Source organism: Streptomyces muensis (genome assembly GCF_021474425.1).
GTDB lineage: Bacteria > Actinomycetota > Actinomycetes > Streptomycetales > Streptomycetaceae > Streptomyces > Streptomyces muensis.
In genome coordinates this window covers 1-26,356 of the sequence record NZ_JAKEIP010000113.1, presented here as the reverse complement: position 1 = coordinate 26,356, position 26,356 = coordinate 1, and the positions used below count along the sequence as shown (strand labels likewise).

Annotated in this window: 27 protein-coding genes; 14 read left to right on the top strand and 13 right to left on the bottom strand. The window is 70.6% G+C overall.

Annotated features, from left to right (window positions below):
• Positions 1-281 precede the first annotated feature (281 nt).
• The gene (locus tag L0P92_RS24780) at positions 282-1,109 is read right to left on the bottom strand and encodes an ABC transporter permease (RefSeq protein ID WP_234765180.1); all 828 of its coding nucleotides are present in this window, start codon (positions 1,107-1,109) and stop codon (positions 282-284) included.
• Positions 1,106-2,203, bottom strand: coding sequence for an ATP-binding cassette domain-containing protein (locus tag L0P92_RS24775; RefSeq protein ID WP_234765179.1), 1,098 nt, complete (start codon positions 2,201-2,203; stop codon positions 1,106-1,108). The genes L0P92_RS24780 and L0P92_RS24775 overlap by 4 nt, the downstream gene beginning before the upstream one ends.
• Before the next feature lie 89 nt (positions 2,204-2,292).
• Here L0P92_RS24775 and L0P92_RS24770 point away from each other — a divergent pair, with 89 nt between their 5' ends.
• Complete coding sequence (locus tag L0P92_RS24770) at positions 2,293-3,078, top strand: TetR/AcrR family transcriptional regulator (RefSeq protein WP_234765177.1); 786 nt, start codon at positions 2,293-2,295, stop codon at positions 3,076-3,078.
• 67 nt (positions 3,079-3,145) lie between these two features.
• On the opposite strand, the gene L0P92_RS24765 is transcribed toward L0P92_RS24770, so the two are convergent.
• Both L0P92_RS24765 and L0P92_RS24760 read right to left on the bottom strand, forming a co-directional pair.
• Positions 3,146-4,138, bottom strand: a complete 993-nt coding sequence (locus L0P92_RS24765; RefSeq protein ID WP_234765175.1) for an immunity 49 family protein — start codon at positions 4,136-4,138, stop codon at positions 3,146-3,148.
• A 120-nt stretch (positions 4,139-4,258) separates the two neighbouring features.
• Positions 4,259-5,242 (bottom strand): WD40 repeat domain-containing protein, encoded by a 984-nt coding sequence (locus L0P92_RS24760; protein WP_234765167.1) that lies wholly within the window; start codon positions 5,240-5,242, stop codon positions 4,259-4,261.
• Positions 5,243-5,426: 184 nt separating this feature from the next.
• Between L0P92_RS24760 and L0P92_RS24755 the strand changes: the two genes are divergently transcribed.
• The gene (locus L0P92_RS24755; protein WP_234765166.1) at positions 5,427-6,110 is read left to right on the top strand and encodes an SGNH/GDSL hydrolase family protein; all 684 of its coding nucleotides are present in this window, start codon (positions 5,427-5,429) and stop codon (positions 6,108-6,110) included.
• Here the strand turns inward: L0P92_RS24755 and L0P92_RS24750 are convergent.
• Positions 6,095-6,847, bottom strand: coding sequence for an aminoglycoside adenylyltransferase family protein (locus L0P92_RS24750; protein ID WP_234765164.1), 753 nt, complete (start codon positions 6,845-6,847; stop codon positions 6,095-6,097). The two genes, L0P92_RS24755 and L0P92_RS24750, sit on opposite strands and share 16 nt — an antisense overlap.
• A 91-nt stretch (positions 6,848-6,938) precedes the next feature.
• Between L0P92_RS24750 and L0P92_RS24745 the strand changes: the two genes are divergently transcribed.
• Together L0P92_RS24745 and L0P92_RS24740 are read left to right on the top strand one after the other, a co-directional pair.
• Positions 6,939-7,535 (top strand): Uma2 family endonuclease, encoded by a 597-nt coding sequence (locus L0P92_RS24745; RefSeq protein WP_234765163.1) that lies wholly within the window; start codon positions 6,939-6,941, stop codon positions 7,533-7,535.
• Between the two features lie 12 nt (positions 7,536-7,547).
• Positions 7,548-8,222 (top strand): maltokinase N-terminal cap-like domain-containing protein, encoded by a 675-nt coding sequence (locus L0P92_RS24740; protein WP_234765161.1) that lies wholly within the window; start codon positions 7,548-7,550, stop codon positions 8,220-8,222.
• A gap of 58 nt (positions 8,223-8,280) precedes the next feature.
• Here L0P92_RS24740 and L0P92_RS24735 read toward each other — a convergent pair whose 3' ends face one another.
• Positions 8,281-9,210, bottom strand: a complete 930-nt coding sequence (locus tag L0P92_RS24735; RefSeq protein WP_234765159.1) for a nuclear transport factor 2 family protein — start codon at positions 9,208-9,210, stop codon at positions 8,281-8,283.
• A gap of 184 nt (positions 9,211-9,394) precedes the next feature.
• On the opposite strand from L0P92_RS24735, the gene L0P92_RS24730 reads away from it, so the two are divergent.
• The 5 genes from L0P92_RS24730 to L0P92_RS24710 all read left to right on the top strand — a co-directional run bounded on the left by L0P92_RS24730 (position 9,395) and on the right by L0P92_RS24710 (position 13,873).
• A complete protein-coding gene (locus L0P92_RS24730) occupies positions 9,395-10,387 on the top strand; it encodes an aldo/keto reductase (protein ID WP_234765158.1) in 993 nt (330 codons plus the stop codon).
• 142 nt (positions 10,388-10,529) lie between these two features.
• On the top strand, positions 10,530-11,699 hold the full coding sequence (locus tag L0P92_RS24725; RefSeq protein ID WP_234765156.1) for an ABC transporter substrate-binding protein: 1,170 nt from the start codon (positions 10,530-10,532) through the stop codon (positions 11,697-11,699).
• Positions 11,700-11,808: 109 nt separating this feature from the next.
• Entirely contained in the window at positions 11,809-13,029 is a 1,221-nt protein-coding gene (locus tag L0P92_RS24720; protein ID WP_234765154.1) for a sensor histidine kinase, read from the top strand.
• Entirely contained in the window at positions 13,026-13,208 is a 183-nt protein-coding gene (locus tag L0P92_RS24715; RefSeq protein ID WP_372497322.1) for a response regulator transcription factor, read from the top strand. The genes L0P92_RS24720 and L0P92_RS24715 overlap by 4 nt, the downstream gene beginning before the upstream one ends.
• On the top strand, positions 13,205-13,873 hold the full coding sequence (locus L0P92_RS24710) for a response regulator transcription factor (RefSeq protein ID WP_234765152.1): 669 nt from the start codon (positions 13,205-13,207) through the stop codon (positions 13,871-13,873). Before L0P92_RS24715 ends, L0P92_RS24710 begins: the two co-directional genes overlap by 4 nt.
• A gap of 134 nt (positions 13,874-14,007) precedes the next feature.
• Here the strand turns inward: L0P92_RS24710 and thpR are convergent, their stop codons facing one another.
• Entirely contained in the window at positions 14,008-14,580 is a 573-nt protein-coding gene (gene thpR / locus L0P92_RS24705; protein ID WP_234765150.1) for an RNA 2',3'-cyclic phosphodiesterase, read from the bottom strand.
• Between the two features lie 26 nt (positions 14,581-14,606).
• On the opposite strand from thpR, the gene L0P92_RS24700 reads away from it, so the two are divergent.
• The gene (locus L0P92_RS24700; protein WP_234765144.1) at positions 14,607-15,125 is read left to right on the top strand and encodes a GNAT family N-acetyltransferase; all 519 of its coding nucleotides are present in this window, start codon (positions 14,607-14,609) and stop codon (positions 15,123-15,125) included.
• Positions 15,126-15,148: 23 nt separating this feature from the next.
• Here the strand turns inward: L0P92_RS24700 and L0P92_RS24695 are convergent, their stop codons facing one another.
• Together L0P92_RS24695 and L0P92_RS24690 are read right to left on the bottom strand one after the other, a co-directional pair.
• Positions 15,149-16,501: an MFS transporter gene (locus tag L0P92_RS24695; protein ID WP_308289756.1), complete on the bottom strand. Its 1,353-nt coding sequence runs from the start codon at positions 16,499-16,501 to the stop codon at positions 15,149-15,151.
• Between the two features lie 27 nt (positions 16,502-16,528).
• The gene (locus tag L0P92_RS24690) at positions 16,529-16,966 is read right to left on the bottom strand and encodes a MarR family winged helix-turn-helix transcriptional regulator (protein ID WP_234765143.1); all 438 of its coding nucleotides are present in this window, start codon (positions 16,964-16,966) and stop codon (positions 16,529-16,531) included.
• Between the two features lie 119 nt (positions 16,967-17,085).
• Between L0P92_RS24690 and L0P92_RS24685 the strand changes: the two genes are divergently transcribed.
• A complete protein-coding gene (locus tag L0P92_RS24685) occupies positions 17,086-17,268 on the top strand; it encodes a ribbon-helix-helix protein, CopG family (protein WP_234765141.1) in 183 nt (60 codons plus the stop codon).
• A gap of 12 nt (positions 17,269-17,280) precedes the next feature.
• Here the strand turns inward: L0P92_RS24685 and L0P92_RS24680 are convergent, their stop codons facing one another.
• Positions 17,281-18,681, bottom strand: coding sequence for an NCS2 family permease (locus L0P92_RS24680; RefSeq protein ID WP_234765139.1), 1,401 nt, complete (start codon positions 18,679-18,681; stop codon positions 17,281-17,283).
• A gap of 149 nt (positions 18,682-18,830) precedes the next feature.
• Here L0P92_RS24680 and L0P92_RS24675 point away from each other — a divergent pair, with 149 nt between their 5' ends.
• Both L0P92_RS24675 and L0P92_RS24670 read left to right on the top strand, forming a co-directional pair.
• Entirely contained in the window at positions 18,831-19,157 is a 327-nt protein-coding gene (locus L0P92_RS24675) for a DUF2530 domain-containing protein (protein ID WP_234765137.1), read from the top strand.
• 99 nt (positions 19,158-19,256) lie between these two features.
• A complete protein-coding gene (locus L0P92_RS24670; protein ID WP_234765135.1) occupies positions 19,257-21,650 on the top strand; it encodes a cation-translocating P-type ATPase in 2,394 nt (797 codons plus the stop codon).
• 121 nt (positions 21,651-21,771) lie between these two features.
• Here L0P92_RS24670 and L0P92_RS24665 read toward each other — a convergent pair whose 3' ends face one another.
• Together L0P92_RS24665 and L0P92_RS24660 are read right to left on the bottom strand one after the other, a co-directional pair.
• Positions 21,772-22,683, bottom strand: a complete 912-nt coding sequence (locus L0P92_RS24665; RefSeq protein ID WP_234765134.1) for a hypothetical protein — start codon at positions 22,681-22,683, stop codon at positions 21,772-21,774.
• Positions 22,684-22,917: 234 nt separating this feature from the next.
• Positions 22,918-23,697 (bottom strand): calcium-binding protein, encoded by a 780-nt coding sequence (locus L0P92_RS24660; protein WP_234765133.1) that lies wholly within the window; start codon positions 23,695-23,697, stop codon positions 22,918-22,920.
• 193 nt (positions 23,698-23,890) lie between these two features.
• Between L0P92_RS24660 and L0P92_RS24655 the strand changes: the two genes are divergently transcribed.
• Entirely contained in the window at positions 23,891-24,127 is a 237-nt protein-coding gene (locus L0P92_RS24655; RefSeq protein ID WP_234765131.1) for a DUF7683 domain-containing protein, read from the top strand.
• 15 nt (positions 24,128-24,142) lie between these two features.
• Here L0P92_RS24655 and L0P92_RS24650 read toward each other — a convergent pair.
• Positions 24,143-26,356 (bottom strand): molecular chaperone Hsp90 (locus L0P92_RS24650; protein ID WP_234765129.1); only part of this gene is annotated, 2,214 nt, incomplete at its 5' end.

The following is a 26,356-nucleotide window of genomic DNA, read 5'->3' as shown; positions in this document are numbered from 1 at the left end:
CCCCGCCCACGCCCCCCCCGCCCCCCAGCGCCCACGCGCCTTCCGCGGAGCGGCCCCCGGCCCCCGCCCCGGCCCCCAGCGGCAGCAGCAGCGCCGCCACCGCCACGCACAACGCTCTTCGCAAGCTGCGGAACATGTCCCTTGTTCCTCTCGGGGTGGCGCGGCCCCGGAACTGATGGGAGCGCTCCCATACACCGCGCACCTCCCAGGAAACTGACGCACCATGAGCACGTCAAGGAGGTGCGCGGCATTCACCCGTCCACTACCGGCTCACCCGCGCTCTACCGGCTCAGCTTCTGGAACCGGCGCACCGCCAGCGGCAGGAAGATCACCGTCAGCACCACCGGCCACACGCCCGCCATCAGCAGCGCGTGCTGCTCGACCCAGGAGTCCCCGGCCACCGCCTCGCCCGGCACCCCGAACAGCTCGCGGCTGGCCGCGGCCGTGGAGGAGATCGGGTTCCAGGCCGCCACCCAGCCCAGCCAGTCGGGCATCAGCTGGGGCGCGACGAAGATGCTGGAGATCATCGTGAGCGGGAAGGCGACGGCGAACAGGCCGCCTGCGGCCTCCGGGTTGGGCACCAGCAGGCCCAGCCACACCCCGATCCAGATCAGCGCGAACCGCAGCCACAGCAGCAGACCGAAGGCGCCGAGGAAGCCGAGGCCGCCGTCCGGGCGCCAGCCCATCGCGAAGGCCGTCAGCATCATGATCGCCAACTCGGCGCAGGCGGCGAGCAGATCGGTGATCCCGCGCCCGGCGACCACCGCGGACGACGCCATCGGCATGGAGCGGAAGCGGTCGATGACGCCCTTCGTCGAGTCGTAGACGACGAGGGTCGCGGTGTTGATGAAGCCGAAGGCCATCGTCATCACGAACATGCCCGGCATCAGGAAGTCCTTGTAGTCCCCGCCGCCGGGCACCTTCATGGCGCTGCCGAAGACATAGCCGTAGAGGAGGACGGACAGGATCGGGAAGCCCAACTGCCAGGCGATGTTGACCGGTTGGCGCTGGTAGTGGGTGATGCCCCGGCGGACGATGTTCCAGACGTCGGCGAGCGCCCAGTACAGGCGGCCGCGCGTGGCCGGGACGGTCAGGTCTACGGCGGTCATACGACGGCCTCCTTCTCGGCGGACTCGGCGGACGAGGCGGATTTGGCGGACGCGGCGGACTTGCCGTCGCCGGACTTGCCGCCGCCTGACCTGCCGTCGCCCGCGGGCTCGGTGCGGTGTCCGGTCAGGCGCAGGAACACGTCGTCGAGGCTCGGCCTGCGCAGCCCGATGTCCTCGACCTGCACGCCGTCGTCCTGGAGCGTCCGTGCCACCTCGGTCAGCGCGGACACCCGGTCGGTGACCGGGGCGTGCACGCGCAGCTCCTCCTCGTCGGCCTCGGGCTCGCCGTCCGAGACCCGGGCGATCACCTTCACCACGCGCGGGATGTCGGACCGCTCGGCGACCACGACCTCGATACGGTCGCCGCCGACGAGGTTCTTCAGCCCGTCCGGGGTGTCGTCGGCGATGGCCCGCCCCTGGTCGATGACGGTGATCTGCGAGGCCAGCTTGTCGGCCTCCTCCAGATACTGCGTGGTCAGCAGTACCGTCGTGCCGCTCGCCACCAACGCCCGCACCGACTCCCAGACTTCGCCCCGGCTACGGGGGTCGAGTCCCGTCGTCGGCTCGTCGAGGAAGAGGACGGCCGGGGCCAGGATCATGGAGGCGGCGAGGTCGAGACGGCGCCGCATACCGCCGCTGTACTTGCCCACGCCCTTGTCGGCGGCGTCGGTCAGGTCGAACTGCTCCAGCAGCTCGGTGGCGCGCAGCTTGGCCCGCCTGCCGCCGAGGTGGAAGAGCCGGCCGAACATCTCCAGGTTCTGCCGGCCGGTCAGCACCTCGTCCACGGCCGCGTACTGTCCGGTGAGTCCGATCCGCGCCCGCACCTCGCGCGGGTCGCGGGCCACGTCCAGGCCGGCCACGGTCGCCCGGCCGCCGTCCAGCTTGATCAGCGTGGACAGGATGCGTACGGCGGTGGTCTTGCCGGCGCCGTTCGGACCGAGCAGGCCGTGCACGGTGCCCTCGCGGACGGCCAGGTCGAAGCCGTCCAGGGCGCGCTTCTCGCCGTAGCGCTTCTCCAGGCCCTCGGCCCGCACCGCGTAACCGTCGCCGTAGCCGCCGCGGTGTCCGTCGTTCCCGACGCTTCCCTCACCCATGGGGGTCCCCCTTTCCTTAACTGAGTACACCGTACCCGATTGCGCGTACACCGTACCCAGTTTTTTCGAAAGGACTTAAGCTGAAGTGCATGACGAGCGGCAAGGGCGGTACCGGCGGTACGGAGACCAGTGGCAGCGGCGATATCGTCCGCACCCTCGAGCTCCTGTGGGAGACGGGCCGACGGCCCAGTCGCGGCCCCAAGCCGGCCCTGACGCTGGACCAGATCGTGGAAGCGGCCGTCCGGGTCGCGGACGCGGAGGGGCTGGAGTCGGTGTCCATGCGGCGGGTCGCCGCGGAGCTGGGCACCGGCACGATGTCGCTGTACCGCTACGTCCCCGGCAAGGGCGAGCTGCTCGACCTCATGCTGGACCGCGTCCAGCGCCCCTCCGAGAACCCGGCCGATCTCGGCGACGGCAGCTGGCGTTCGGCGCTGGAGGCCCTGGGCCGCGCGACCCTCGACCTCTACCGCCGCCACCCCTGGCTGCTCCAGGTCAACCAGTCCCGCCCCATCCTCGGCCCGAGCGCCCTCGACGGCATGGAGAAGGTCCTCGACCGCATCAAGCCGATGGGCCTGACCGACCCCGAACTGGTCTCGGCGATCATCATGATCGACGGCTACGTCGTCGGGGCCGCGCGCACCCAGCTGTACGCGCAGGAGGCGGAGCGCCGGACGGGCCTGACCGACACGGAGTTCTGGCAGGCGCAGACACCGATGCTGGAGAAGATCATGGCCTCCGGCCGCTATCCGCTCCTCGCGTCCCTCGACGAGAACACCTGGGGCCCGGACTTCGACCACTTCGAGTTCGGACTGCAGCGGATCCTGGACGGCCTGGAGGTCTTCGTCGCACGGCGCGCGGCGGAGGAACAGCCCTAGGCGGATGTCGGGCCAGGCCCCCCTTCCGCACCCCGGGTGGCCCACTTGGCGACCCACCCGAGGTGGCCTACTTGGCGACCCAGTGGCCCAAGTTGTTCCGGTTCCCCTCCGCCGCCCGGCGCGGCGCGTCCGGCGATCCCAGCAGACCGTACGGCAGATAGCCGGACCTGACACCGAGTTCCCACCCGTGGACCTGGACGGCGAGGCAGGCCAGGGCGAGGGTGCCGAGGGGGAGGAGGGACCGGGGCGCAAGATCACCGGCATCGGCCTCGACGCTCTCCCGGTACGCGACCAGCCGGGCGACGAGGGCGTCCTCGAAGGCGTGCTGGTCGTCGTCGAGGAGTACGCGCAGCAGCCGCTGGTCCGCGCTCAGCGCGTCGCCGACCTCGTCGAGCCGCCGGGCGGCCTCCGCGCGCTCCCCGGCGTCCGGCTTGCGCAGCGCAACCGTGGGCCAGTCGCGGGGCAGATGCCCGGCCGCCTCGGTGAGATAGGGGCACAGGGCGTCCATGGCGGCGAGGTCGGCGGGGTCGGAGACGGAGGTGTACCGGTTGTAGGGCACGCCGTCACGGATGGCGGGCGCGTAGTGGTCGCGCAGCTGCAGCCCGGTGATCCGCTCCCAGTCCCACACATGTCCGCTGACGACACACATCTCGAACATGTCGAGCCAGGTCCGCGCGGTGGGCGCCTCCTGGACGACGTCCCGGAAGGTGATGGGCCCGTCCCCGAACTCGTCGTCGTTCGGGTCCGTGCTGATCCGCTCCCCGATGAGGGAGAACCGGAGTTCCTGGTCCCCGTCCGGGAAGCACATGATGCTCAGCACTCCGTGCACACACTCCGCCGCGGTGACGGCGACCTTGCCGGCCGCGGCGTCGAGCCCCGGCTCCGTCACCGCTCGCGCGGCGACATGGTCGAGCAGTTCGTCCGCCATGGCCCGGATCAACTTCGGCGAGATGCTGCCGTACCGCAGCGAGTGCCACCGCGCGTACGCCCGCCCCTTGACGTCGTCGAGCGCCTCGGCCAACCGTCGCTCCCCGACCTGATGGCATGTCACATCTCGCACGTACCCCGTCCCTTCATGAACTCCACGACTGGACGAAGCACGCTATCAACGGGCACTGACAGCGCCGCGCGACAACGCCCCTGCCTCGTAGGGGCCTTGGGCCGAGGACCGTCCCAGCCATCACTTCCGGCGCAGCAGTCGCCGCATCCCGAACAGGGCGACACACGCCGCGATCAGAGCGAAGGCGCCGACCTTGAGGTTGCCGTCGGGACCGCTGTCCCCGTCGTCCGAAGAAGCCGAACTGCCGCTGCCCGACGACGAGTCGGAGGACCCGGCATCCCCCGGTGCCGGTTCCGCGACCACCTCGCTGCCGACGCCCTCGCTGCCGAGCATCAGCTTGGTGCCGTCGGGTGAGTAGCTGGCGGACTCGCCCTGGCCGAGGGGGACGCTGATGCGTTCGAGGCGCTTGAGCTTGCCGCCGTTCCAGTCGTAGGCGACGCCGCCGAAGTAGCCGCGTACGGCGAGTGTCCTGCCGTCCGGGGAGAAGGCGGCGTCGGTGGCCCACATGTCGACGGGGACGGTGGGCTTGAAGACGTTCGTGCCGGAGGCGGAGAGCTCGGCCGGGCCCTCGTACAGGTGGCCGCCGTCCTCCTGCTTGTCGATGATGTAGACGCGCCCGGTCTTCGGGTGCACGGCGAGCGACTCGGCGTCGCGGGTGCCGTCGGAGTACTTCACGACGTACTGCGTGGCCTTGATCGTCTGGTCCTTCAGCGTCCTGGGCTCGGGGAGGCGGTAGATCCAGACGTACGGCCACTGAACGCCGTCGTTGTCGCCGATGTCGCCGACCCAGATCTCGTTGTCCGGCCCGATGGAGATCGCCTCGACGTCGCGCGGGGTGCCCACGCCGGTCATGGTGATCCTGGCGACGGTCTCGCCGGTGGCGCTGTCGACGGCGTACAGGTAGGCGCCCTCGTCCTGGTCGTTGTGCGTCCAGTAGATGCCGGGGTGCCGGCGCGAGGCGGCGAGGCCGCTGGACTCGGTGATGCGCGGGTCCTTGATCGTGAAGTCCTCGTTGCCCTTGCCGTCCCCGTCGGCGGCGGAGGCGGGCAGGGCGCAGGCGCCCGCGAGCAGGAGTCCGGCGAGAAGGGCGATCGGTCGGCGCATGAGCCAAGACTGCCATCCGGTCCGACGGTTCGGAGTCCGGGTCGGCGGTGGGTGACGGTCCGTGGATCCTCCGTGGGGCCTCGGTGGCACGTCGGTGAGGCGTCCGAGTGGCGTCGCAGTGGCGTGTCAGGCCTCACACCCCGCCTGCCCCTACCGCCAGGTAGCGATCGTCCATCATGAGCGGATGCTCAGGTTCATGCCCGTCGGCGACTCCCAGACCATCGGCAGCGCCGGCGAACACACGTGGCGCTACCGCATGTGGCAGCACCTGCGTGAGACGTACGGCGGCCCCTTCGCCCTCGTCGGCCCGCGCGAGACCCTCTACGACAAGGCGACGGACTCGCCCACGTCGTACGAGTACGCCGACCCCGACCCCGCCTTCCCCCGCGCACACCTGGCCGGCTGGGGCGAGGGCTGGCTGCACATGGCACCGCTGATCGGCGAGGCGGTGCGGACCTGCCGGGCGGATGTGCTGCTGGTGTCGCTGGGCCTGATCGACCTCGGCTTCTACACCAACGCCGAGCAGACGGCCGAGAACGTACGGGCCTTCGTGACCGAGGCCCGCTCGGCGAACCCCCGGCTGCGGATCGTCGTCCTGCCGGTGATCCCGAACGTCCGGGCCGAGGCGGAGACCGCCTTCGCCACCGAGGTCACCCGCTTCAACGAACTCCTCGCGAAGGCCCTCGCGGACCTCGACGAGCCCCGCTCACCGCTCCTGCTGACGTCCCCGCCCCCGTCGTACGACATCCATCTCGACACCTACGACGGCACCCACCCGAACGCGAGCGGTGAGCACAAGATCGCGGAGGCCTTCGCGGAGGCGATGTACCAGGCGTGGGACCTGGGCGAGCCCTACGCCGAACGCTGACGGTCGATGGCCCGCACGAGGAAGTCGGCGCAGGGGCGGACACCGGACAGCAGGCCGGAGTCCCGGCGCTCGTCCCTCTCCCCGAGGTAGACGGCACGAGCGTGCGCCAGGACGGGCCGGTGTTCGGCGGGGAGTCTCGGGAGGGCCCAGTCGGCGGCGGCGTCCTTGGAACGGATGGCGCCCGTGGCGAGGGTGGTCCAGATCCGGGCGAGGGTGAGCAGGACGTTGCGGGTGTCGGTGTCCAGGTCGCCCACCAGCTCCGGAACCCCGGTGACGATCGCGCGCCGCAGGTCCTCGTGCGGGACGGGGGCGAGGACGTCGGCGGGCGGCGGACCGTACAGCGGGGTGTCCGCGAGCAGGACCATGGTGAGCAGCGGGGCGAGGTCGGGGCTCGGCTCGGGCGCCGGGACGACTCCGCGCTCGTACTCGTCCCGCAGCCATTCGCCGTACAGGAAGTCGCAGGTGGGCGGGTAGCGCCAGGGCCGTACGTCGTCCTGTACGACGACGATGAGCTCGACGGGGCGGGCGGCTCCGCCGGACACCTTCATCAACTCCTCGACCATCGCCCGGCGTTGGGTGTGCGTGGTGGCTTCGCGTACGACGACCAGGACGTCGAGGTCGCTGTGGGGGCGGAGGCCGCCGAGGGTGGCGGAGCCGTGGAGGTAGATGCCGAGGACGGTGTCGCCGAGAACACGGTGCAGGAGGGGGAGGAGGTGCCGGGTGTCCGCGGTCGGCATGTGAGCTTCCTCTCCGTCACTCGGTCACTGTGCGTATCGTTGTAGTGCGCGGCTGCACCTGTCCGTGGGGCAGCCGGGGAGGAGCGCCACGATGACCGTCATTGAAGACAGGATCGAGATGGCCGACGCCGACGCCAACACCAAGCGCCTGGACGAGTGGTTCGAGCGCCTTGAGCGGATGCCCGTCCCCGAAGGATTCAGGGTCGAGATCGTCGGGGGCAACGTCCATATGACGCCGCAGCGGGACACGCACTGGGAAATCATCCGCCGGTTCCTATGGGCCCTCGAGGACAGGTTCGGGAGGAAGACCAAAGTCTTCACGGACGTCCGCATCGACTTTCCCGGCCACGAGAACGGCTTCTGCCCGGACATCGCCCTGCTCAAGGACTCGGCGAAGAAGGACGACACGGGCCACTGGCGTCACCAGGACGTCCAGTTCGTCGCCGAGGTCATCTCGAAAGGCACGGCCGCCAACGACTACGTCCCGAAGAGGCTGGCCTACGCGGAGGCGGAGGTCCCTCTGTACGTCATCGCCGACCCCTATCAGGGCCGCTGCTACGTGTACACCGACCCCAAGCAGGGCGACTACGCCGAACCCACGAAGGTGGACTTCGGCACCGACATCGACCTGACCGGCACAGTGGTCGACCTCGTCCTCAAGACCGACGAGTTCCCTCGCGACCGCTGACAGGCTGAGGGAATGGCGATCATCCACCACACCACCCTCAAGCCCACCAAGCTCGACCTGCTCACCTCCTGGCTTCCCACCCGCCCCTGGTACACCGGCACCGGCGAACCGGCGTTGACCAAGGCCGGCGGTTTCCGGCTGGACGACCCCGAGGGTGCGGTCGGCATCGAGTTCATGGTGGCCACGGACGCCTCCGGCCCCGACCCGGTGCACTACCTCGTACCGCTCACCTACCGAGGCGCTCCCCTCGACGGCGCCGAGCACGCCCTCGTCGGCACCATGGAGCACGGCGTACTGGGCCCGCGCTGGGCCTACGACGGCGCCCACGACCCGGTGCTGGTCGCCCAGTTGCTGGCCCTGTTCGAGGGCCGCGTCCAGGCCCAGGCCCAGAGCCTCACCGACACCCCCGACCACGAGGTGGCCCACGCCTACACCGGCGACGGACTCCCTGCCGGCGAGTGGCCCGTGAAGGCCACCGACGACCGGAGCGGCACGGAAGTGCCCACCCCGGACGGCACGACGCTCCGTATCCACCGGGTCCTGCGGCCCACCGCCCCGGACGCCACCGCTCCGGACACCACCCCCGCCGGCGCCACCGGCCACGTCATCGGTGCCTGGCAGTTGCCCGACGACACCCGCGCCCGCGCCGTGTTCGCGACGCTGCGCCCGGCCGCACACCAGCTCTGACAGCGGCGAAGGCCGTCCAGGCGCCCCAGCACGCGGACGGCCTTCCTCAACTCCGGGCCTAGAACATCCCGTTGTCGTTCGCGGCGGTGGCCGGCACGTCCTGGAGTACGTCCCAGTGCTCCACGATCTTCCCGCCGCGCACCCGGAACAGATCCACCACGGCCTGCCCCCGCTCCCCCGGCGCGTTCACGTAGTGGCTGTGCACGGCGACCAGATCGCCCTCGGCGATCACCCGCTTCGGCGTGACCTTCAACTGCGGGAACGCCTCGAAGTACCCCCCGAGCCCCGCCCTCGCGCCCGCCACCCCGTCTGCGATGTTCGGGTTGTGCTGGTGGTACTCGGCACCCCAGTACCGGTCGAGCGCGGACAGATCCTTCCGCACGATCAACTGCTCGAAGGCCTTGGTCACGAGCTTCTTGTTGTACGCCGTCAGCCACCCCCGCCCCGGCCACTGCGTCCGCGGCCAACTCTCCGTCGAGAACATGTCGTTGCCGTTCGCCGAGGACTCCGGCACGTCCTGGCCGACGTCCCAGTGCTCGGCGATCTTCCCGCCCTGGAAGCGGAAGATGTCGAAGACGGCCTGCCCCCGGGCACCCGGCGTCGCGACGACATTGGAGTGCACCAGCACGAGGTCGCCCTCGGAGACGACCCGCTTGATGTCGTACCGGAAGTCCGGGAACTGCTGGTGGATCGAGACACCGAGGTTCTTCAGCGTCTCCGCGCCGTCCGGGGCCAGCGGGTTGTGCTGGATGTAGTCCGGGCGAACGTGACGGTCGACGACCTCGGTGTCGCCCTGCTCGAACACGCCCTTGAGGACACGGACGGCGACGGCCTTCTGATGGTCGAGGCGGGCGGCGGAGCCGTGCCCGGCGTGGGTGGCGGAGGCGGCCGGCGGTGCCGCGACGGCGGGCACGGCGGCGGCGCCGAGCAGGGTGGCGGAGGCCAGGACGGCGACGAGTGCCCTCCGGGCAGGCGTGGTGGGGGTCACGATGTGCACTCCTCTGGAAGACAAGGGGAGAGGGAACCGGAGATGGTCGATGGAGATTGAAACTTCAAGATCTAACTTCCCAAAGGAGAGCACTAACCCCAAGTTAGTGTCAAGCTCCTGACTCAGAGCGACTTGCCCAGAGCGCCTTGCCTAGAGCGCACTCCACGCGACTAGCGTGCGGACCATGAAGTACACGCAGCTCGGACGCACGGGACTCAAGGTCAGCCGACTCGTCCTCGGCACCATGAACTTCGGTCCGCAGACCGACGAGGCCGACAGCCACGCGATCATGGACGCGGCGCTGGACGCGGGCATCAACTTCTTCGACACGGCGAACGTCTACGGCTGGGGCGAGAACAAGGGCCGTACCGAAAGCATCATCGGCAACTGGTTCGCGAAGGGCGGCGAGCGGCGCGACAAGGTCGTCCTCGCCACCAAGGTCTACGGCAACATGGGCGCGGACGGCGCGGCGTGGCCCAACCACGACAAGCTGTCGGCCGTGAACATCCGGCGGGCCGTCGACGCCTCGCTCAAGCGGCTGAAGACCGACTACATCGACGTCTACCAGTTCCACCACATCGACCGCGCCACTCCCTTCGAGGAGATCTGGCAGGCCGTCGACGTGCTGGTCCAGCAGGGCAAGATCCTGTACGTGGGGTCCAGCAACTTCCCCGGGTACAAGATCGCCCAGGCGAACGAGATCGCCGCCCGGCGCGGCGGCACCATCGGCCTGGTCAGCGAGCAGTGCCTCTACAACCTCGCCGAGCGCCGCGCCGAGATGGAGGTCATCCCAGCCGCGCAGGAGTACGGCCTCGGTGTCATCCCGTGGTCGCCGCTGCACGGCGGACTGCTGGGCGGGGTCCTCAAGAAGCAGGCGGAGGGCGGCCGCCGCGCCTCCGGACGGGCCGCCGACTCCCTCGCGGACCCGGCCGTCCGCACGCAGATCCAGGCGTACGAGGACCTGCTCGACAAGCACGGTCTGGAGCCCGGCGAGGCCGCCCTGGCCTGGCTGCTCACCCGTCCCGGCGTGACCGGCCCGATCGTCGGCCCGCGCACGGCGGAGCAGCTCGAATCCGCCCTGCGAGCAGCCGAGTTGGAGCTCGGCGAGGAGCTGCTGGCGGGGCTGGACGAGATCTTCCCGGGCCCGGGACCGTCCCCGGAGGCCTTCGCCTGGTGACGCCCGCTTCCCGGGACGCCGTTCCATCGAACGGTTGAACAGGAAGACAGCGGGTGGACGACGCGGAGCGACGCCTGCCGTCGGCAGACTTGCCGCGCCGCCGCGTAACGGACGTGGCGGCGCACAAGTTTGGAGGACCCCCATGTCCAGGGACTTCAGCAGGCGCCGGCTGCTCGCCACGGGGGCCGGTGTCGCGCTCGGCGGTGCCGCCGCGGTCTCGGCGACCGGAGTGCCGGCCACCGCCCTGTCCGCGAACGGCCTCTCCGCCAACGCCTCCTCGTCGGGCCGCCGCGTCCGCGAGGAGACCCGCTCGCTCGACGAGCTGTACGCGGCCGCCGTCGCCGAGGGCGGCAAGCTGGTCCTCTACCAGGGCGGGGACGTCGACGGCCAGGCGGCCGGGACCCGGGCCGCGTGGGCCGCCCGCTTCCCGAAGGTCCAGCTCACCGCCGTGGTGGACTACAGCAAGTACCACGACGTCCGGGTCGACAACCAGCTCGCGACCGACACCCTGGTCCCCGACGTCGTCCAGCTCCAGACGCTGCAGGACTTCACCCGCTGGAAGCGCGAGGGCCGGCTCCTGCCCTACAAGCCCGCCGGGTTCTCCAAGGTCCACAAGGGGTTCAAGGACCCCGACGGCGCGTGGACGGCTCTGATGGTCATCGGCTTCAGCTTCCTCTACGACGTCAAGGCGGCCGACGCCGACGCCCCGAGGAACGCGCTGGACCTGGTCGACCCGCGCTGGAAGGGCGCCATCGCCTCCGCCTACCCGCACGACGACGACGCGGTGCTGTACCTCTACCACCTCTACCAGCAGAAGTACGGCTGGGACTGGGTCGCGAAGTTCGCCGCGCAGCAGCCGCGGTTCGGCCGGGGCACGAACACGCCGGGCGAGGCGGTGGGCGGCGGCACGAAGACCATCGGGGTCGGCACCGCGGGCAACCCGGTCGCCACGTCCGGCCCGATGAAGTTCGTTGTGCCGGAGGGGGACCACCCCTTCATGGCGTGGGGCCAGCGGGCCGCGATCCTGAAGCAGGCGGCGCATCCGGCGGCGGCCAAGCTGTACCTGAGCTGGATGCTGTCCGAGGAGCGCCAGAAGGCCAGCTTCAACGGCTGGTCGGTACGCACGGACGTCACCCCGGCCGCCGGCCTCGAACCGGTGTGGAAGTTCCCGAACGCCCATGTCGACGGCTTCCCGCGCTTCATGGAGGACCGGGCCGCGATCGAGCGGCTGAAGCAGACCTTCGCGCTGTACTTCGGCGAGGTGAAGGGCGACCCGTCACCGGGGTGGCTCGGACTGCACCCAGGGCGGTGACACCGCTTCCCGGTCACACGGGAAGCGCTTTACCCCAGTCACACGGGCATCGCTCTACACTCCGGACGGCATCGCCGAATCCCCGTCGGCCGTCCAGGGAGCCACCGTCGTGCCCGCCACCCTTCCCGCCGTACGCCGGCCCCGTATGCCGATGGAGCACCTCCCGCACCTGGTGTTCCTCGTCGCCGTCGCCGGCACCCTCGTACGGCTCGTCCAGCTGAACGACGAACTGTGCTGGTCCGTCGCGCCGCCCACCGCCGCGCTGGCCCTGCTGTACGCCGCCGGAGCGGCCCGGTGGGAGCGGCTGGGCAGCCGCGGCCGGCCGGTGTGGCTCGGTCTGCTTCTGCTGCTGTGGACCTGGATCGCCTGGGCCGTCCCGGCCCCGCTCGCCTTCGGGTACGCCTGGCTGGCCGTCCCGTTCGCCGTGCTGGCCCTGCGGATGCCCACTCGCGCGGTGCGGGGTGTGGCGCTCGGCGTCGTCACGGCGCTGCTGGTGGCCGTGCTCGTCCGGGTCGGCGGCGGCCCCGACCCCGATGTGCTGGCGCCGCCGCTCGCCGCCGTTCTGGCGACGGCCGTCCTCTACCGCACCCAGCAGCGGCTGGCCCGCGAACTGGCCGAGACCCGGGGTGAGTTGGCGCGCCGGCAGCGGGAGGCCGGGCGGCTCGCCGAACGGGCCCGCATCGCACGGGACCTGCACGACACGCTCGCCCAGGAACTCGCGGGCAGCCGCATGCTCCTCCAGGCGGCCGAGCGGGACTGGGACCGCCGTCCGGACGCGGCCCGGCGGCAGCTGCGGGCGGTCACCGACGCGCTCGGCGAGCATCTCGCCCAGACCCGCGGCATCATCGACGACCTCACCCCGCCCGTCCTCGCCCGGGACGGCCTGGAGGCGGCCCTGCACGAGCTGACCGCCCGTGCGGGTGCCGCCGCCGGGGCGCCCAGGATCTCCTTCAGCGCCGAGAACCCGCCCGTCGACCCTCCCCTGGAGCAGGCGGTGGCCCTGCTGCGGGTCACCCAGAACCTCCTCGCCAACGCCTGCGAACACGCGCGGGCCACGCACGTGCACGTCACGCTCCGGCACGGCGACGAGGCGACGGCGGCCGTCGAGGTCCGCGACGACGGAGTGGGCTTCGACCCGACCGTCGTACGGTCCGCCGCCCCGTCGACGTGCCCGGGCCGCGGCTTCGGACTCACCGGGGTACGCGACCGGCTGGAGGCCCTCGGCGGCACCCTCACCATCGACTCCGCCCCCGGCCACGGCACCCGCGTCCGAGCGGCGCTGCCGACCTCGGACCGCGTATCGGACCGCGTACTGGTCGGCACCCGATGACCAGCACCGACGCCCCACCACTGCGCATCATGATCGTGGACGACCACACCGTCGTACGAGCTGGCCTGCGCGCCCTGCTCGAAGGCGAACCCGCTTTCGAGGTCGTCGCCCTGGCAGCGCGTCCGCGGCCCGACGTCGCCCTCATGGACCTCCGGCCGGCACTGGTCGGCCCTCGATGACCGGCACCGACTCCGCGCCACTGCGCATCATGATCGTGGACGACCACACCGTCGTACGAGCCGGCCTGCGCGCCCTGCTCGAAGGCGAACCCGGCTTCGAGGTCGTCGGTGAGACCGGCGACGGGAGCGACGCCGTCGGCCTGGCGGCGCGGCTGCGGCCCGACGTCGTTCTCATGGACCTCCGGCTCACCGACTCGGGCCGGTCCCCCGACGGAGTCGACGGCATCGTGGCCACCCGCCGGATCCTGGCGGGCACCACGGGCGTACGGGTCGTGATGCTCACCAGCTACGGCCGCACCGCCGACGTCCTGCGGGCCGTCGAGGCCGGCGCCCTCGGGTATGTCCTCAAGGCGGGCCCTCCCGAGGAACTGTTCCGCGCGGTGCGCGCCGCTGCGGCCGGGGGCATGGCCCTGGCGCCGGAGGCCGCCGCCGGGGTCGTCGGACACGCGGTCGAGCGCCCCGGGCCGGTGCTCAGCGAGCGGGAGACCGAGGTCGTACGGCTGCTCGCCGAGGGGCACAGCAACCGGGCCATCGCGAGCGCGCTGTTCCTGGCCGAGGCGACGGTCAAGACCCACCTCGTACGGATCTACCGCAAGCTCGGCACGGAGAACCGGGCGGCGACGGTCAGCGAGGCCGTCCGGCTGGGGCTGATCGAGCTCGCCTGAACCGGGGTGGGTGAGGGCAGGGGCCGACGGGGGCCTACTGTCCGAGCGCCGCCGCCACCGCGACCAGGACGAACATCAGCACGAGCGCACCGGCCATGATCCGGTTCCGGGTTTTCGGGTCCACGGGACCGAGCCTAACCGGCGCCCTCCAGCGGCCAGCGGGCGACCGCCTCGTAGCGGGGCTGCTCGCCCGCCACCCCGGACTTCGGCAGGTTGCTGCGCACCAGCGTCAGCTCGCCCACGGTCCAGGTCCGGCCGGTGAACTCCCCGAGAGTCTGGACATACGGCCGTACGTCCACCGCCGACCGGCTCCGCGCCACCGTGAGGTGGGCCTTGTACCGCCGGTGCTCCCCCATCTCCACTCCGGCCTTGCGCCCCGCGGCCTCACTGCGGTCCGCCAGCAGCCGCAGCGTCGCCAGGTCCCCCTCCGCCCCAGTCCACAGCGCCCTGCCGTGCCCGAACTGGCCGCCTCCGCGCAGGGCGAGCGGGAAGGAGTCGGTGCGATGCGCGGCCCGCTCCAGCCGCGCCGACAGATCCGGGACAAGGTCGTCGTCGACCTCGCCGTAGAAGGCGAGGGTGAAGTGCCAGCCGGGCCGGCCGGTCCAGCGCAGCCCGTCCGCGCCGGGCAGCGTCTTCAACTGGGCCACCTCGGCGGCCAGTTCATCGGCCACGTCGTCGGGCGGCAGTACGGCGGCGAAGAGTCTCATGGCATCCAGCCTGGCACCATGTCGGGATGGAGATCACCATCAGGGACGGCGGACGCGACGACATCCCCGCGATACTCGGCATGCTCGACAGCTGTGTGGAGTGGCTGGTCGGGCAGGGGCGGACGGGACAGTGGGGGACGAAGCCGCTGTCGGAGAACCCCGGGACGGTGGAGTCGGTGACCCGCCACATGGCCGAGGGCAGCGTCTTCATCGCCGAGATCGGCGGCGTCCCCGCCGCCACCCTCACCCTGACCGACTCCCCCGGCGCCTCCCTCGCCCACCTCCCGCCGCCCGGCGAGCCCGAGCGCTACATCCACTGGCTCGCCTCCGACCGCCGCTTCAAGGGCCACGGCGCGGGCAGCGCCCTCCTCGACCACGCGGCCGAGGAGACCCGCCGAGCAGGGGTCTCCCTGCTCCGCGTGGACTGCTACGCGGGCGCCGACGGCAAGCTGGTCCGCTACTACGAGAGCAACGGCTTCGTCCGTACGGAGACCTACCGGGGGAAGGACGACTGGCCGGGGCAGGTGCTGGCACGCAGGGTCTAGCCACCACCCCCTCACGCGCCTTCCTACGCCACCGTCGCCAGCTCCTCCTCCCGCCGCTCCCGGGGCACGAACCGGGCGTGCGGATGCCCTTGGTTCCAGCCCACCGACAGCCGCAGTCCGCCGACGCGGGCCAGCACCAGGGCGATGGTCACGGCGGCGGCGGCCGTGATCGCGCCGCCCACCGCCAGGCCCGCCCGGACGCCGTACGCGTCCGTGATCCAGCCCGCGATCGGCGCGCCCAGCGGGGCGCCGCCCATGAAGATCATCATGTACAGGGCCATCACACGGCCCCGCATGCTCGGGTCGGTGGACATCTGGATGCTGCTGTTGGCGGTGACGTTCACCGTCATGCCGAACATGCCGATCGGGGCCATGAGCAGGGCGAACAGCCACAGCGAGGGGGCGAAGGCGGCGACGATCTCCATCGTGCCGAAGGCCACCGCGCCCACGACCAGCACCCGCATCCGGGCCGTACCGCGCCGGGCCGCGAGCAGGGCGCCCGCCAGGGAGCCGACCGCCATCAGGGTGTTGAAGAGGCTGTAGGAGCCGGCGCCGGCGTGGAAGACGTCGTCGGCGAAGGCGGAGAGGTAGACGGGGAAGTTGAAGCCGAAGGTGCTGACGAACCCGGCCAGCACGATCGTCCAGATCAGCTCCGGGCGCCCGGCGACATAGCGCAGGCCCTCCCGCAGCTGCCCCTTGCCGCGCGGCGCCCGCTGGACGGCGTACAGCTCACGCGACCGCATCAGCAGCAGCCCGGTGACGGGCGCGACAAAGGACAGGCCGTTGGCGAGGAACGCCCAGCCCGTGCCGACGCCGGTGATCAACAGGCCGGCCACGGCGGGGCCGATGAGCCGGGCCGACTGGAAGTTCGCGGAGTTCAGACTGACCGCGTTCTGGAGCTGGTCCGGGCCGACCATCTCGCTGACGAAGGACTGGCGGGCCGGGTTGTCGACGACCGTGGCGAGGCCGACCGCGAAGGCGGCCAGGTAGACGTGCCAGACCTCGACATGACCGGTGAGGGTGAGGACGGCCAGCGCGATGCCGGTGAGGGCCATCGAGGACTGGGTGAACAGCAGGGTGCGGCGCTTGGGCAGCCGGTCGACGAGGACGCCGCCGTAGAGGCCGAAGAGCAGCATCGGCAGGAACTGCAGGGCCGTGGTGATGCCGACGGCGGTGGCGGAGCCGGTGAGGCTGAGCACCAGCCAGTCCTGGGCGATGCGCTGCATCCAGGTGCCGGTGTTGGAGACGACCTGGCCGAGGAAGAAGAGGCGGTAGTTCCTGACCTTCAGCGAGCTGAACATCGAGGACTTGCGGGGGCCGGCGGTGGTAGGGGTGGTCGGTGCGGGTGCGGAAGCTGCTCCGGGTCCCGAACTCAAGAGTGTTCGCCTCCTTGTGGTGACTGCTTACAGATGTGCGAGCTTCTCCAGCACGGGGGCGGCGGCGCGCAGTTTGGCCCACTCGTCCTCGTCCAGGCCCTCGACCAGGGTGGCCAGGAAGGCGTTGCGCTTGCGGCGGCTCTCCTCGAGCATCGCCTCGGCCTGCTCCGTCTTCGTGACGACCTTCTGGCGCCGGTCCTCGGGATGCGGCTCCAGCCGGACCAGCCCCTTGGACTCCAGCAGGGCGACGATGCGGGTCATCGACGGCGGCTGGACGTGTTCCTTGCGGGCGAGCTCACCGGGGGTGGCCTTGCCGCACAGGGAGAGGGTGCCCAGCACCGACATCTCGGTGGGGCTCAGCGACTCGTCGACCCGCTGGTGCTTGAGCCGACGCGACAGTCGCATCACGGCGGAGCGCAGGGAGTTCACGGCGGCAACGTCGTCGCCATGGGTAAGGTCCGACATGTTCTTTAGAGTAACTCATTACCCTGACTAAAGACCACTGGGAATGTTGTCACTCGTCCGGGTGATCCGGTGGCGGAACGTGACACGCCGGACCTGCGGGTACCGCGACCCTCGTGTCCATGGGGACCAGCGTGCTCAGCCTGCGGATAGACCACGAGCTGCTCGAACGACTCAAGGAGCATGCGGCGAAAAGAGGAATGAGCGTCCAGGACTATGTTGTCCGGACGCTCATCCGCGATGACTTCGACGAGCGGTTCCAGTCCGCGGTCGAGGAGACCGAGAAGTTCTACGGCCGCACCTGAGCCGGTGGGGCGCTACGTCAGCCCCAGCGCCGGCATCAGGTAGTAGAAGCCGAACACCGCCGCCACGACGTACATCGCCACCGGCACCTCACGCCCGCGCCCGGCGGCCAGGCGCAGCACCGCGAAGGTGATGAAGCCCATGCCGATGCCGTTGGTGATCGAGTAGGTGAACGGCATCATCAGCATCGTCACGAAGGCCGGGATCGCGACCGTGTAGTCGGCCCAGTCGATCTCCTTGACGGAGTTCGCCATGATCAGGAAGCCGACCGCGAGCAGCGCCGGGGTCGCCGCCTGGGACGGGACCATCGTGGCGACCGGCGTCAGGAACAGCGCCACACCGAACAGCGCGCCGGTGACGACGTTCGCGAACCCGGTACGTGCGCCCTCGCCGACGCCGGCCGTGGACTCCACGAAGGCGGTGGTGGCCGAGGAGGAGCTGGCGCCGCCCGTGGCCACGGCGAGGCCGTCCACGAACAGCACCTTGTTGATGCCCGGCATCTGCCCCTGGGCGTCGGTCAGCTTGGCCTCGTCACTGACGCCCATGATCGTGCCCATGGCGTCGAAGAAGCAGGACAGCAGGACGGTGAAGACGAAGAGGGTGCCGGTCAGCGCGCCGACCTTGTCGAAGCCGCCGAAGAGGCTGACCTGGCCGAGCAGACCGAAGTCGGGACTGGCGACGGGGTTGCCGGGCCACTTCGGGGTCGTCAGGCCCCAGGACGGCACGTTCGCGACGGCCTCGATGATCACCGCGAGCACGGTCATGGCGACGATCGAGATCAGGATCGCGCCGGAGACCTTGCGGACGATGAGCGCGAGGGTGAGCAGCCCGCCGAGGACGAAGACCAGCACCGGCCAGCCGTTGAGGTGACCGTCGCCGCCGAGCTGGAGGGGCACGGTCGTCTGGGCGACGTCCGGGATGCGGGAGACGAAGCCGGAGTCGACGAGGCCGATCAGCATGATGAACAGGCCGATACCGATGGAGATGGCCTTGCGCAGGCTGTAGGGCACGGCGTTCATGACCCGCTCGCGCAGCCCGGTGGCGACGAGCAGCATGACCACGAAGCCGGCCAGAACCACCATGCCCATGGCGTCCGGCCACGACATCCGGGGCGCCAGCTGGAGCGCGACGACCGAGTTCACACCGAGTCCGGCGGCGAGCGCGATCGGCACGTTGCCGATGACGCCCATGAGGAGCGTGGTGAACGCCGCTGTCACGGCCGTCGCCGTCACCAGCTGTCCGTTGTCCAGCTGATGGCCGTACATGTCCTTCGCGCTGCCGAGGATGATCGGGTTCAGCACGATGATGTAGGCCATCGCGAAGAAGGTGGCGAAACCGCCGCGGATTTCCCGGGGCAGGCTGCTGCCCCGCTCCGAGATCTTGAAGTAGCGGTCGAGTGCGCCGTATGCGGGCATGCTTTTGGCTGTTCCTACGAAGAGAAGTGGTCAGGCATAAACCGTTTCAGTATGAACATATAGAGCCGAGAACGACGATCTCCGCGCGTAGATCCGCGTGGATCCGATCGCTTCGTACCTGGATCCGATCGCCTCGTAAGCTGTCCCCCATGGCGAAGTGGACCCCCAAGCACGAGGCGCCGGAGCCCCTGGAGGGCCCCGTGGTCGCCACCATCACCGGCGGCACGATCCTGTGGTTCGTCCTCTTCGTCGTCCAGCTCCCCTTCTACGGCTGGTTCGACGACCGCGACCTCACCTGGTGGGTGTGGACCTGTCTGGCCGGCGGCGGGCTGGGAATCATCGGCATCTGGTACGTCCGCCGACGCGACGCCGCGCTCAAGAGGGCAGCGGCGGAGACGGACTCGGACTCGGACTCGGACTCGGACTCGGCGGCGAAGCCGGAAACCGAGCAGTCACCGGCACCGTCCACCGACTAGGGCCTCCGTACAACCCCGGTACGACGCCCGTCCTCCCCAGGTCGGAACTTCCGTGCACTCGGCGGGTGAAGCCGTAAATCCGCACGTACCGTCGAATGCATGACGCATGCCGACGCGGGCACCGAAGTGGACAACCCCGTGCACCCCGCCGCCCCGGTGGCGACGGGCGGGCTGACCGCCGCCGAGGTGGCCGAGCGGGTCGCGCAAGGGCGGGTCAACGACGTGCCGGTGCGCAGCAGCCGGTCGATGGCGGACATCGTCCGCGCCAACGTGTTCACCCGGTTCAACGCGATCATCGGTGTGCTCTGGGTGATCATGCTGTTCGTCGCGCCGATCCAGGACAGCCTGTTCGGGTTCGTGATCCTCGCCAACACCGGTATCGGGATCATCCAGGAGTGGCGGGCGAAGAAGACCCTCGACTCGCTCGCGGTGATCGGCGAGGCCCGGCCCACGGTGCGGCGGGACGGGGTCGCCGCCGAGGTCAGTACGTCCGAGATCGTGCTGGACGACCTGATAGAGATCGGGCCGGGGGACAAGGCCGTCGTGGACGGCGTGTGCGTCGAGGCCGACGGGCTGGAGATCGACGAGTCGCTGCTCACCGGGGAGGCCGATCCGGTCGTCAAACGGCCCGGCGACCAGGTCCTCTCCGGCAGTTTCGTCGTCGCGGGCGGCGGCGCCTTCCAGGCCACCAAGGTCGGCCGCGAGGCCTACGCCGCCCAGCTCGCCGAGGAGGCCTCCCGCTTCACCCTCGTCCACTCCGAGCTGCGCTCCGGCATCTCCACGATCCTCAAGTACGTGACGTGGATGATGATCCCGGCCGCGACGGGCCTGATCATCACCCAGCTGGTCGCCAAGGACAACGAGCTCGACGACTCGATCGCCCGGACCGTCGGCGGCATCGTGCCCATGGTCCCCGAGGGCCTAGTGCTCCTCACCTCCGTCGCCTTCGCCATCGGCGTCATCCGACTCGGCCGCCAGCAGTGCCTGGTGCAGGAACTCCCCGCCATCGAGGGCCTCGCCCGCGTCGACACCGTCTGCCTCGACAAGACCGGCACGCTCACCGAGGGCGGCATGGACGTCACCGAGCTGCGACCCCTGAACGGCAGCGACGAGGACTACGTACGCAAGGTGCTCGGCGCCCTGGGCGAGTCCGACCCCCGCCCGAACGCCTCCCTGAAGGCCATCATCGACGCCTACCCCGATGCCGAGGACTGGCGCTGCACCGAGTCCCTGCCCTTCTCCTCCGCCCGCAAGTACAGCGGCGCCACCTTCAGCGAGGGCGACGGCGAGGTCGGCACCTGGCTGCTGGGCGCCCCCGACGTGCTGCTGCCCGACGAGGACCCGGCCCTGGCCGAAACCGATCGGCTGAACGAACAGGGACTGCGCGTCCTGCTGCTCGCCCGCGCCGGCCGCGACCTCGACGATCCCGACGTGGCACGGGACGCCAAGCCCGCCGCCCTCGTCGTACTGGAACAACGGCTGCGGCCCGACGCCGCCGACACCCTGCGCTACTTCGCCGAGCAGAACGTCCGCGCCAAGGTGATCTCCGGGGACAACGCGGTGTCGGTGGGCGCGGTCGCGACCAAGCTCGGGCTGACCGGTACGACGGTCGACGCGCGCCGGATCCCGCAGGACCGGGACGGGATGGCGACGGCCCTCGACGACGGCACGGTGTTCGGGCGGGTCACCCCGCAGCAGAAGCGGGACATGGTCGGCGCCCTCCAGTCCCACGGGCACACCGTGGCCATGACCGGCGACGGTGTGAACGACGTCCTCGCCCTCAAGGACGCCGACATCGGCGTGGCGATGGGCTCGGGCTCGGAGGCGACCCGCGCGGTCGCGCAGATCGTGCTGCTCAACAACAGCTTCGCGACGCTGCCGTCGGTGGTCGCGGAGGGGCGGCGGGTGATCGGCAACATCACGCGGGTCGCGACCCTGTTCCTCGTCAAGACGGTCTACTCGGTGCTGCTGGCGCTGATGGTGGTGTTCTGGCAGGTGGAGTACCCCTTCCTGCCGCGCCATCTGACCCTGCTCTCCACCCTCACCATCGGCGTCCCGGCCTTCTTCCTGGCCCTCGCCCCCAACAAGGAGCGCGCGAAACCGCACTTCGTACGGCGGGTCATGCGGTACGCGATCCCGGGCGGTCTCGTGGCGGCCGTGGCGACGTTCGTGACGTATCTGATCGCCCGGCACTACTACACGGGCGAGGGCGCGCTGGACGCGGAGACCAGCGTCGCCACGCTGACGCTGTTCCTGATCTCGATGTGGGTGCTGGCCATCATCGCCCGCCCGTACACCTGGTGGCGGATCGCCCTGGTGGCCGCGATGGGGTTCGGGTTCCTGCTGGTGCTGGTGGTGCCGTGGCTGCAGGAGTTCTTCGCGCTGCGGCTCGTCGGGGTGACGATGCCATGGGTCGCGGTGGGGATAGCGGGGGTGGCGGCGGTCGCCCTTGAGCTCATGTGGAGATGGGTCGACCGCCGCGTTCCCGCGTAGCCGCTGCGCTGGGCTTTGGCCGGTGAGCGCCGTGGGTCTCTGCCGGTCCGCTGTGGCTGGTCGCGCCCACGCGGCGGAGCCGCATATCGATACAGCCTCGCGCCCCTAAAAGGGCGTTGCTCTACTGGACGTCCACGAAGTCGCCCGCCGCCGTGGCCGCCGGGGTCGTCGTCGTGCCCGCGAAGGTGTAGCGGAAGTAGCCGTCCTGGGTGGCCTTGACCGTGGTCTTGAGGTCGCCCGTGGCGTTGGTCTTGATGGTCTTGACGGTGGTGTAGGTGTTGCTGTTCTTCTTACGGAACTGGAGCTTCACCGGCTGCTGGACATAGCCGTTGTACGTGCCGCGTTCCCAGTTGGCGCGGGAGAGCTTGCCGGTGACGGTGATGGTCTTGCCCTTCTTCACCGGCTCCGGGGAGGCGTTGACGGTCAGCTTGGAGAAGCGCTGCATCAGCGTGGTGCCGAGGCCGCTCTGGCCCTTGTAGCCGACCTTGGTGATGTCGAAGACCTCCGCGTCGGGGTCCTGGCCGTTGAAGGCGGTGGCCTCGGCGGCGGCCCGCCAGGTCCCGGCGTCGGTGTTGATCAGCTCGTGGGAGCCCGGGTAGACGTCGATGGTGCCCTTGCAGTTGGCGGTGGTCGCCGAGGTCGCGGTGCACTTGGCCGGCTTGTTGCCGTAGAGCATGTTGTCCGGCGCGGTGGCGGAACCCCGGTAGATGAGGGGGTCGGTGACGAAGTCGGCGGCGTTGATCTTGACGTCGGCGCCGTGGGTCAGCGTGTACGTCACCGTGGTGGCGACGTGGTTGGTCGTGCCGACCTTGACCGCCTTGGCGATCTTGAAGTTGGAGAAGGAGACGTTCAGGGCGTACGGCTTGTCCTCCGCGGCCGGGGCCCGGTCGGACGCGGCGAGCGCGGCCTGGCGGACCTTGGCGACGTCCGCGCGGTAGGAGGCGGCGGTGTCGTCGGCCTGGGCGGCCGGCACGGCGAGGGCGGAGAGGGCCAGGGCGCCGGAGACGGCGGCCACGGTGGCTCTGATGCGCATGCGTTCCCCTGGTACGGAAAGGGGGCCCCGCTGGTCGTCGTTCCCTGCACTGCCGGTCACATCGGGGCCCGGGTGATCGTGGGACCTGTTGGTCCATGTGATCAGATAGGCGCCCGGCGTTGCCGGTTGTGCGGCGCGTGCGGAATCTTCGTGAGCTTCGTCACGAACTCCCTTGTGTGGCAGGGAGTTCGTGACGCGCGCTCTGTCTCTTTCCTGCGGCTGCGGCTGCGGCGACTACTTCACGTCGACGAAGTCACCCGCGGCGTTGACCGCCGGGGTGGTCGAGGTGCCCGCGAAGGAGTAGCGGAAGTAGCCGTCCTGGGTGGCCTTGACCGTGGTCTTCAGGTCGCCCGTCGAGGACGTCTTGATGGTCTTGACCGTGGTGTAGGTGCTGCTGTTCTTCTTGCGGAACTGGAGCTTCACCGGCTGGGTGGAGTAGCCGTTGTACGTGCCGCGGTCCCAGTTGGCGCGGGTCAGCTTGCCGGTGACCGTGATGGTCTTGCCCTTCTTCACGGGCTCCGGGGAGGCGTTGACCGTGAGCTTGGACAGGCGCTGCACGTTGAAGCTCTTGATGTTGTTCTTCTGGACGTAGTCGGCGTCCTTGCCCACCGCGACCGCCCAGACCTTCCAGCCGCCGGCCACGCTGTTGACCAGGTTGTAGCCGGGGCGGAGGTCGTAGGTGGACTTGCAGTTCGACGTCGTGGCGTTGACCCGCGTGCAGCTGGCGCGGCCGTCGCTGCTGTTGGCGACGGCGCCGGAGTCGGGGTCCTCGATGCTCGCACCGCGGTACAGGATCGCCTGGGCCCAGGAGACGCCCGAGTTGTCCTTGACGGTGAAGGACACGGTGATGGTCTTCTTCGCGGTCGCGCCGACGACGGCCGCCTTGCCACCGTTCACCACGACGTTCGAGATCGTCGTGTCGCCCTCGACCTCGTCGGCCTGCGCGGCCGGCACGGCAAGAGCGGAAAGGGCCAGGGCGCCGGTGACGACGCCGAGGGTGGCACGCATGCGCATGTGTGTGTTCCCCACGTGGAGGGGGTCCGTCGCCGCCTGCCGCACCCGGCGGCTCGTGGGGCGAAACGGGACCCAAGTGGTCAGCGGGTCTGTTGACCCACGTGATCAGATTCGTGGCGCATGCGAATGGTTGTACGTCTCGTGAGAAATTTGTGCGGGAAATTTCAAGATCGCTGTTCAGGTAGGTGAAGTCATGGGACTCCGACTCCCACTCGTCCGCTATCGCAAGGACGAGGAACGGCCCGACTCGATCACGGATGTCACCGCGGTCGGCGCGGAAGCCTTCGGCGAACTCCTGGGGATGGAGCCGGAACAGCTGGCCGACGTGTATCCGCTGACGCGCGAGCACGCCGAGCGTGTCCGGCAGCTGACCGGGATCACGCTCGACCTGGAGACGTACGACTACTTCCTGGAGCCCGAGGCGGACTGACGGTTCACGGGATCGTCAGTCGAACCAGCGGTCCCGCGCCAGCTCCGCCGTCCGCGACGGGTCCTCCAGCAGCGCCGCCACCTCGAACCGCCGTGGCCACTGCCCCGCCGCCCAGGCGAGCCCGGCGGCGACGCCCTCCAGGGTCGCCGCGTGCAGCACGCCGTCGTCGGTCAGCCGCCAGTCGATCTCGACGCCGTCCACGACGAGCTCCTCGTGCTCGACGTACGACTCCGGAGTCCGCGCCCCCAGCAGCACCCGCACCGACTCCGGTACGTCGTGCTCGGTGCCCTCGCTGGTCACCTCCCCGGTGACGGACTCGCTCAGCCGCCGCACCTGGAACAGTTCGGCCAGTTCCGCGGCACGGGCCGGCCGTACCGGGAGCAGGGGCACGCCCTCGGTGAAGGGGAGCAGGTCGGGCGAGTCGACGACCACCGCGTCGGCCGCGTCCACCACCTCGACCCGTCCGTCGATGACGGCCCGCAGCTCGTCCGGCAGGGTCACCTGCTCGGGGTCCAGGTCGGCCAGGAAGCCGTACAGGGCGTGCAGTTGGGCAGCGGTGACGGGGCGGTCGGGGTCGGCGAGGCGGTCCAGCAGCTCGGCGGCGCCGCCCGGCTCGTCGAGCAGCGCGGCGACGGAGGTGCGCACACCGAGGGCCCGCAGCACCTGCTCGTCGTCGAAGCCGGTGGCGTCGGCCTCGTCGTACAGGCCGTGCAGCAGCGGGTCGCCGCCGGAGGCGAGGAGCCCGGCCGGGCGGCGGCCGTCCAGCACCGGGTTGCCCCGCAGCCACCAGGCCGTGTACGGCCGTACGACCTCGTGCGTGCCGTCGGGCAGCAGGATCCGCACCTGCTGGGTCAGCGCGTCCCGCAGGGGCGGCTGGGCGAGCAGGGCGAGAGCCTGCGGCCACTTGTCCTCGTCCACGAGGTCCAGATCGCGTACGGCGATGAGCTCGGTGGCGACCGGCGGTACGGGGGTGTCCGGGAAGCGGTCGAGGATGTCCTCGCACCAGACGTCGACGGCGTCCAGCAGACCGGCGTCGTCGGGCTCGGCGAAGTCCCCTTCACGGGGCTCCAGTTCATCCGGGTCGAGAACGACGTCCGTGGCCCGGACCAGGGCGAAGTTGGCGAGGACACCGCAGGCGGCCAGCGGCTGCTCGCCCCACTTGTCGGCCAGCTCGGCGTCGACGGTGGCGAGTTCGTCCTCGCGCATGACCTGGGCGAACGCGCTGCCTGGCAGGACCAGCTCACCGGCCGGCGCCAGCTCACCCTCCTCGTCGGGCAGCGCGAGCGCACCGAGCCACGGCTCGTCACCGGGATCCAGGCCGGCATCCCGTACCAGCGCGAGCACGGTGTCGGCCAGCTCCTCGGCGTCCGGCGCGTCCTCCTCCCAGCTGACACCACCGTCGTCGTCCAGGGAGGCGGCGACGGCGGCCCGCACCTGGGGCGTGGTGAGGACCGCGCGGGGCGTGGCCGGGAGGGCGCCGAGCTTCTCCAGGAGCGGGTGCGCGGCGTCCGGGTGGGCGACCTTGAGGCCGAGCCGGGTGAGGATCTCGGGGTCGACGGGGGCGCCGTCGGAGGTCGGGAGCAGCACCTGCCGCGGCCCGATGGTGGTGCGCCCGTCGGCCAACGGCACCGGCAGCCCGGACAGCCGGTCCGGGTCGACCCCGGCGAGGCTGTCGTACAGCCGCCGCCACCAGCCGGGCGCCTTCTCCAGCCCGGCGAGACGGTCGATCGCGTCGGTGAGCGGCACGCGCGCGACGCCCAACGTCCGCAGCTCCACGCGCCGTTCGAGCCCGGCGGGCAGCAGCGTGGGCAGCACCTCGGCCAGCACGCGCACGGTGTCGGCACCGGCGCCCTCGACGATCTCCGCGTCACGGGGCCGGAGCGACTCGGGCAGCTCGGGCTCGTGCTCGTGCTCGCGCGGGAACTCGTGGGCCTCCGCGGCAGGCGGCAGGAAGGAGGTCCGCGGCAGCCGCTCCAGCACGGCCTGGCGCAGGGCGCCGTCCAGCTCGCCCTTGCCGAGCGGGCCGGGCACCAGACCGATGACGCCCTCGCTCACCGGACGCCAGTCGGCGAGGAGCTCGGCGTAGGCGTCCGCCGCGCGCTGCACGAGGAAGTCGGTGAGCGGGCCGGGGGCGGCGTGGCGGCGGGTGGTGTCGAGGGGGAAGGAGGCGATGAGCAGCGCGGGGACGCCGAGGGGTTCGTCGCTGGGCGTGGGCGCGTGGACGACGGG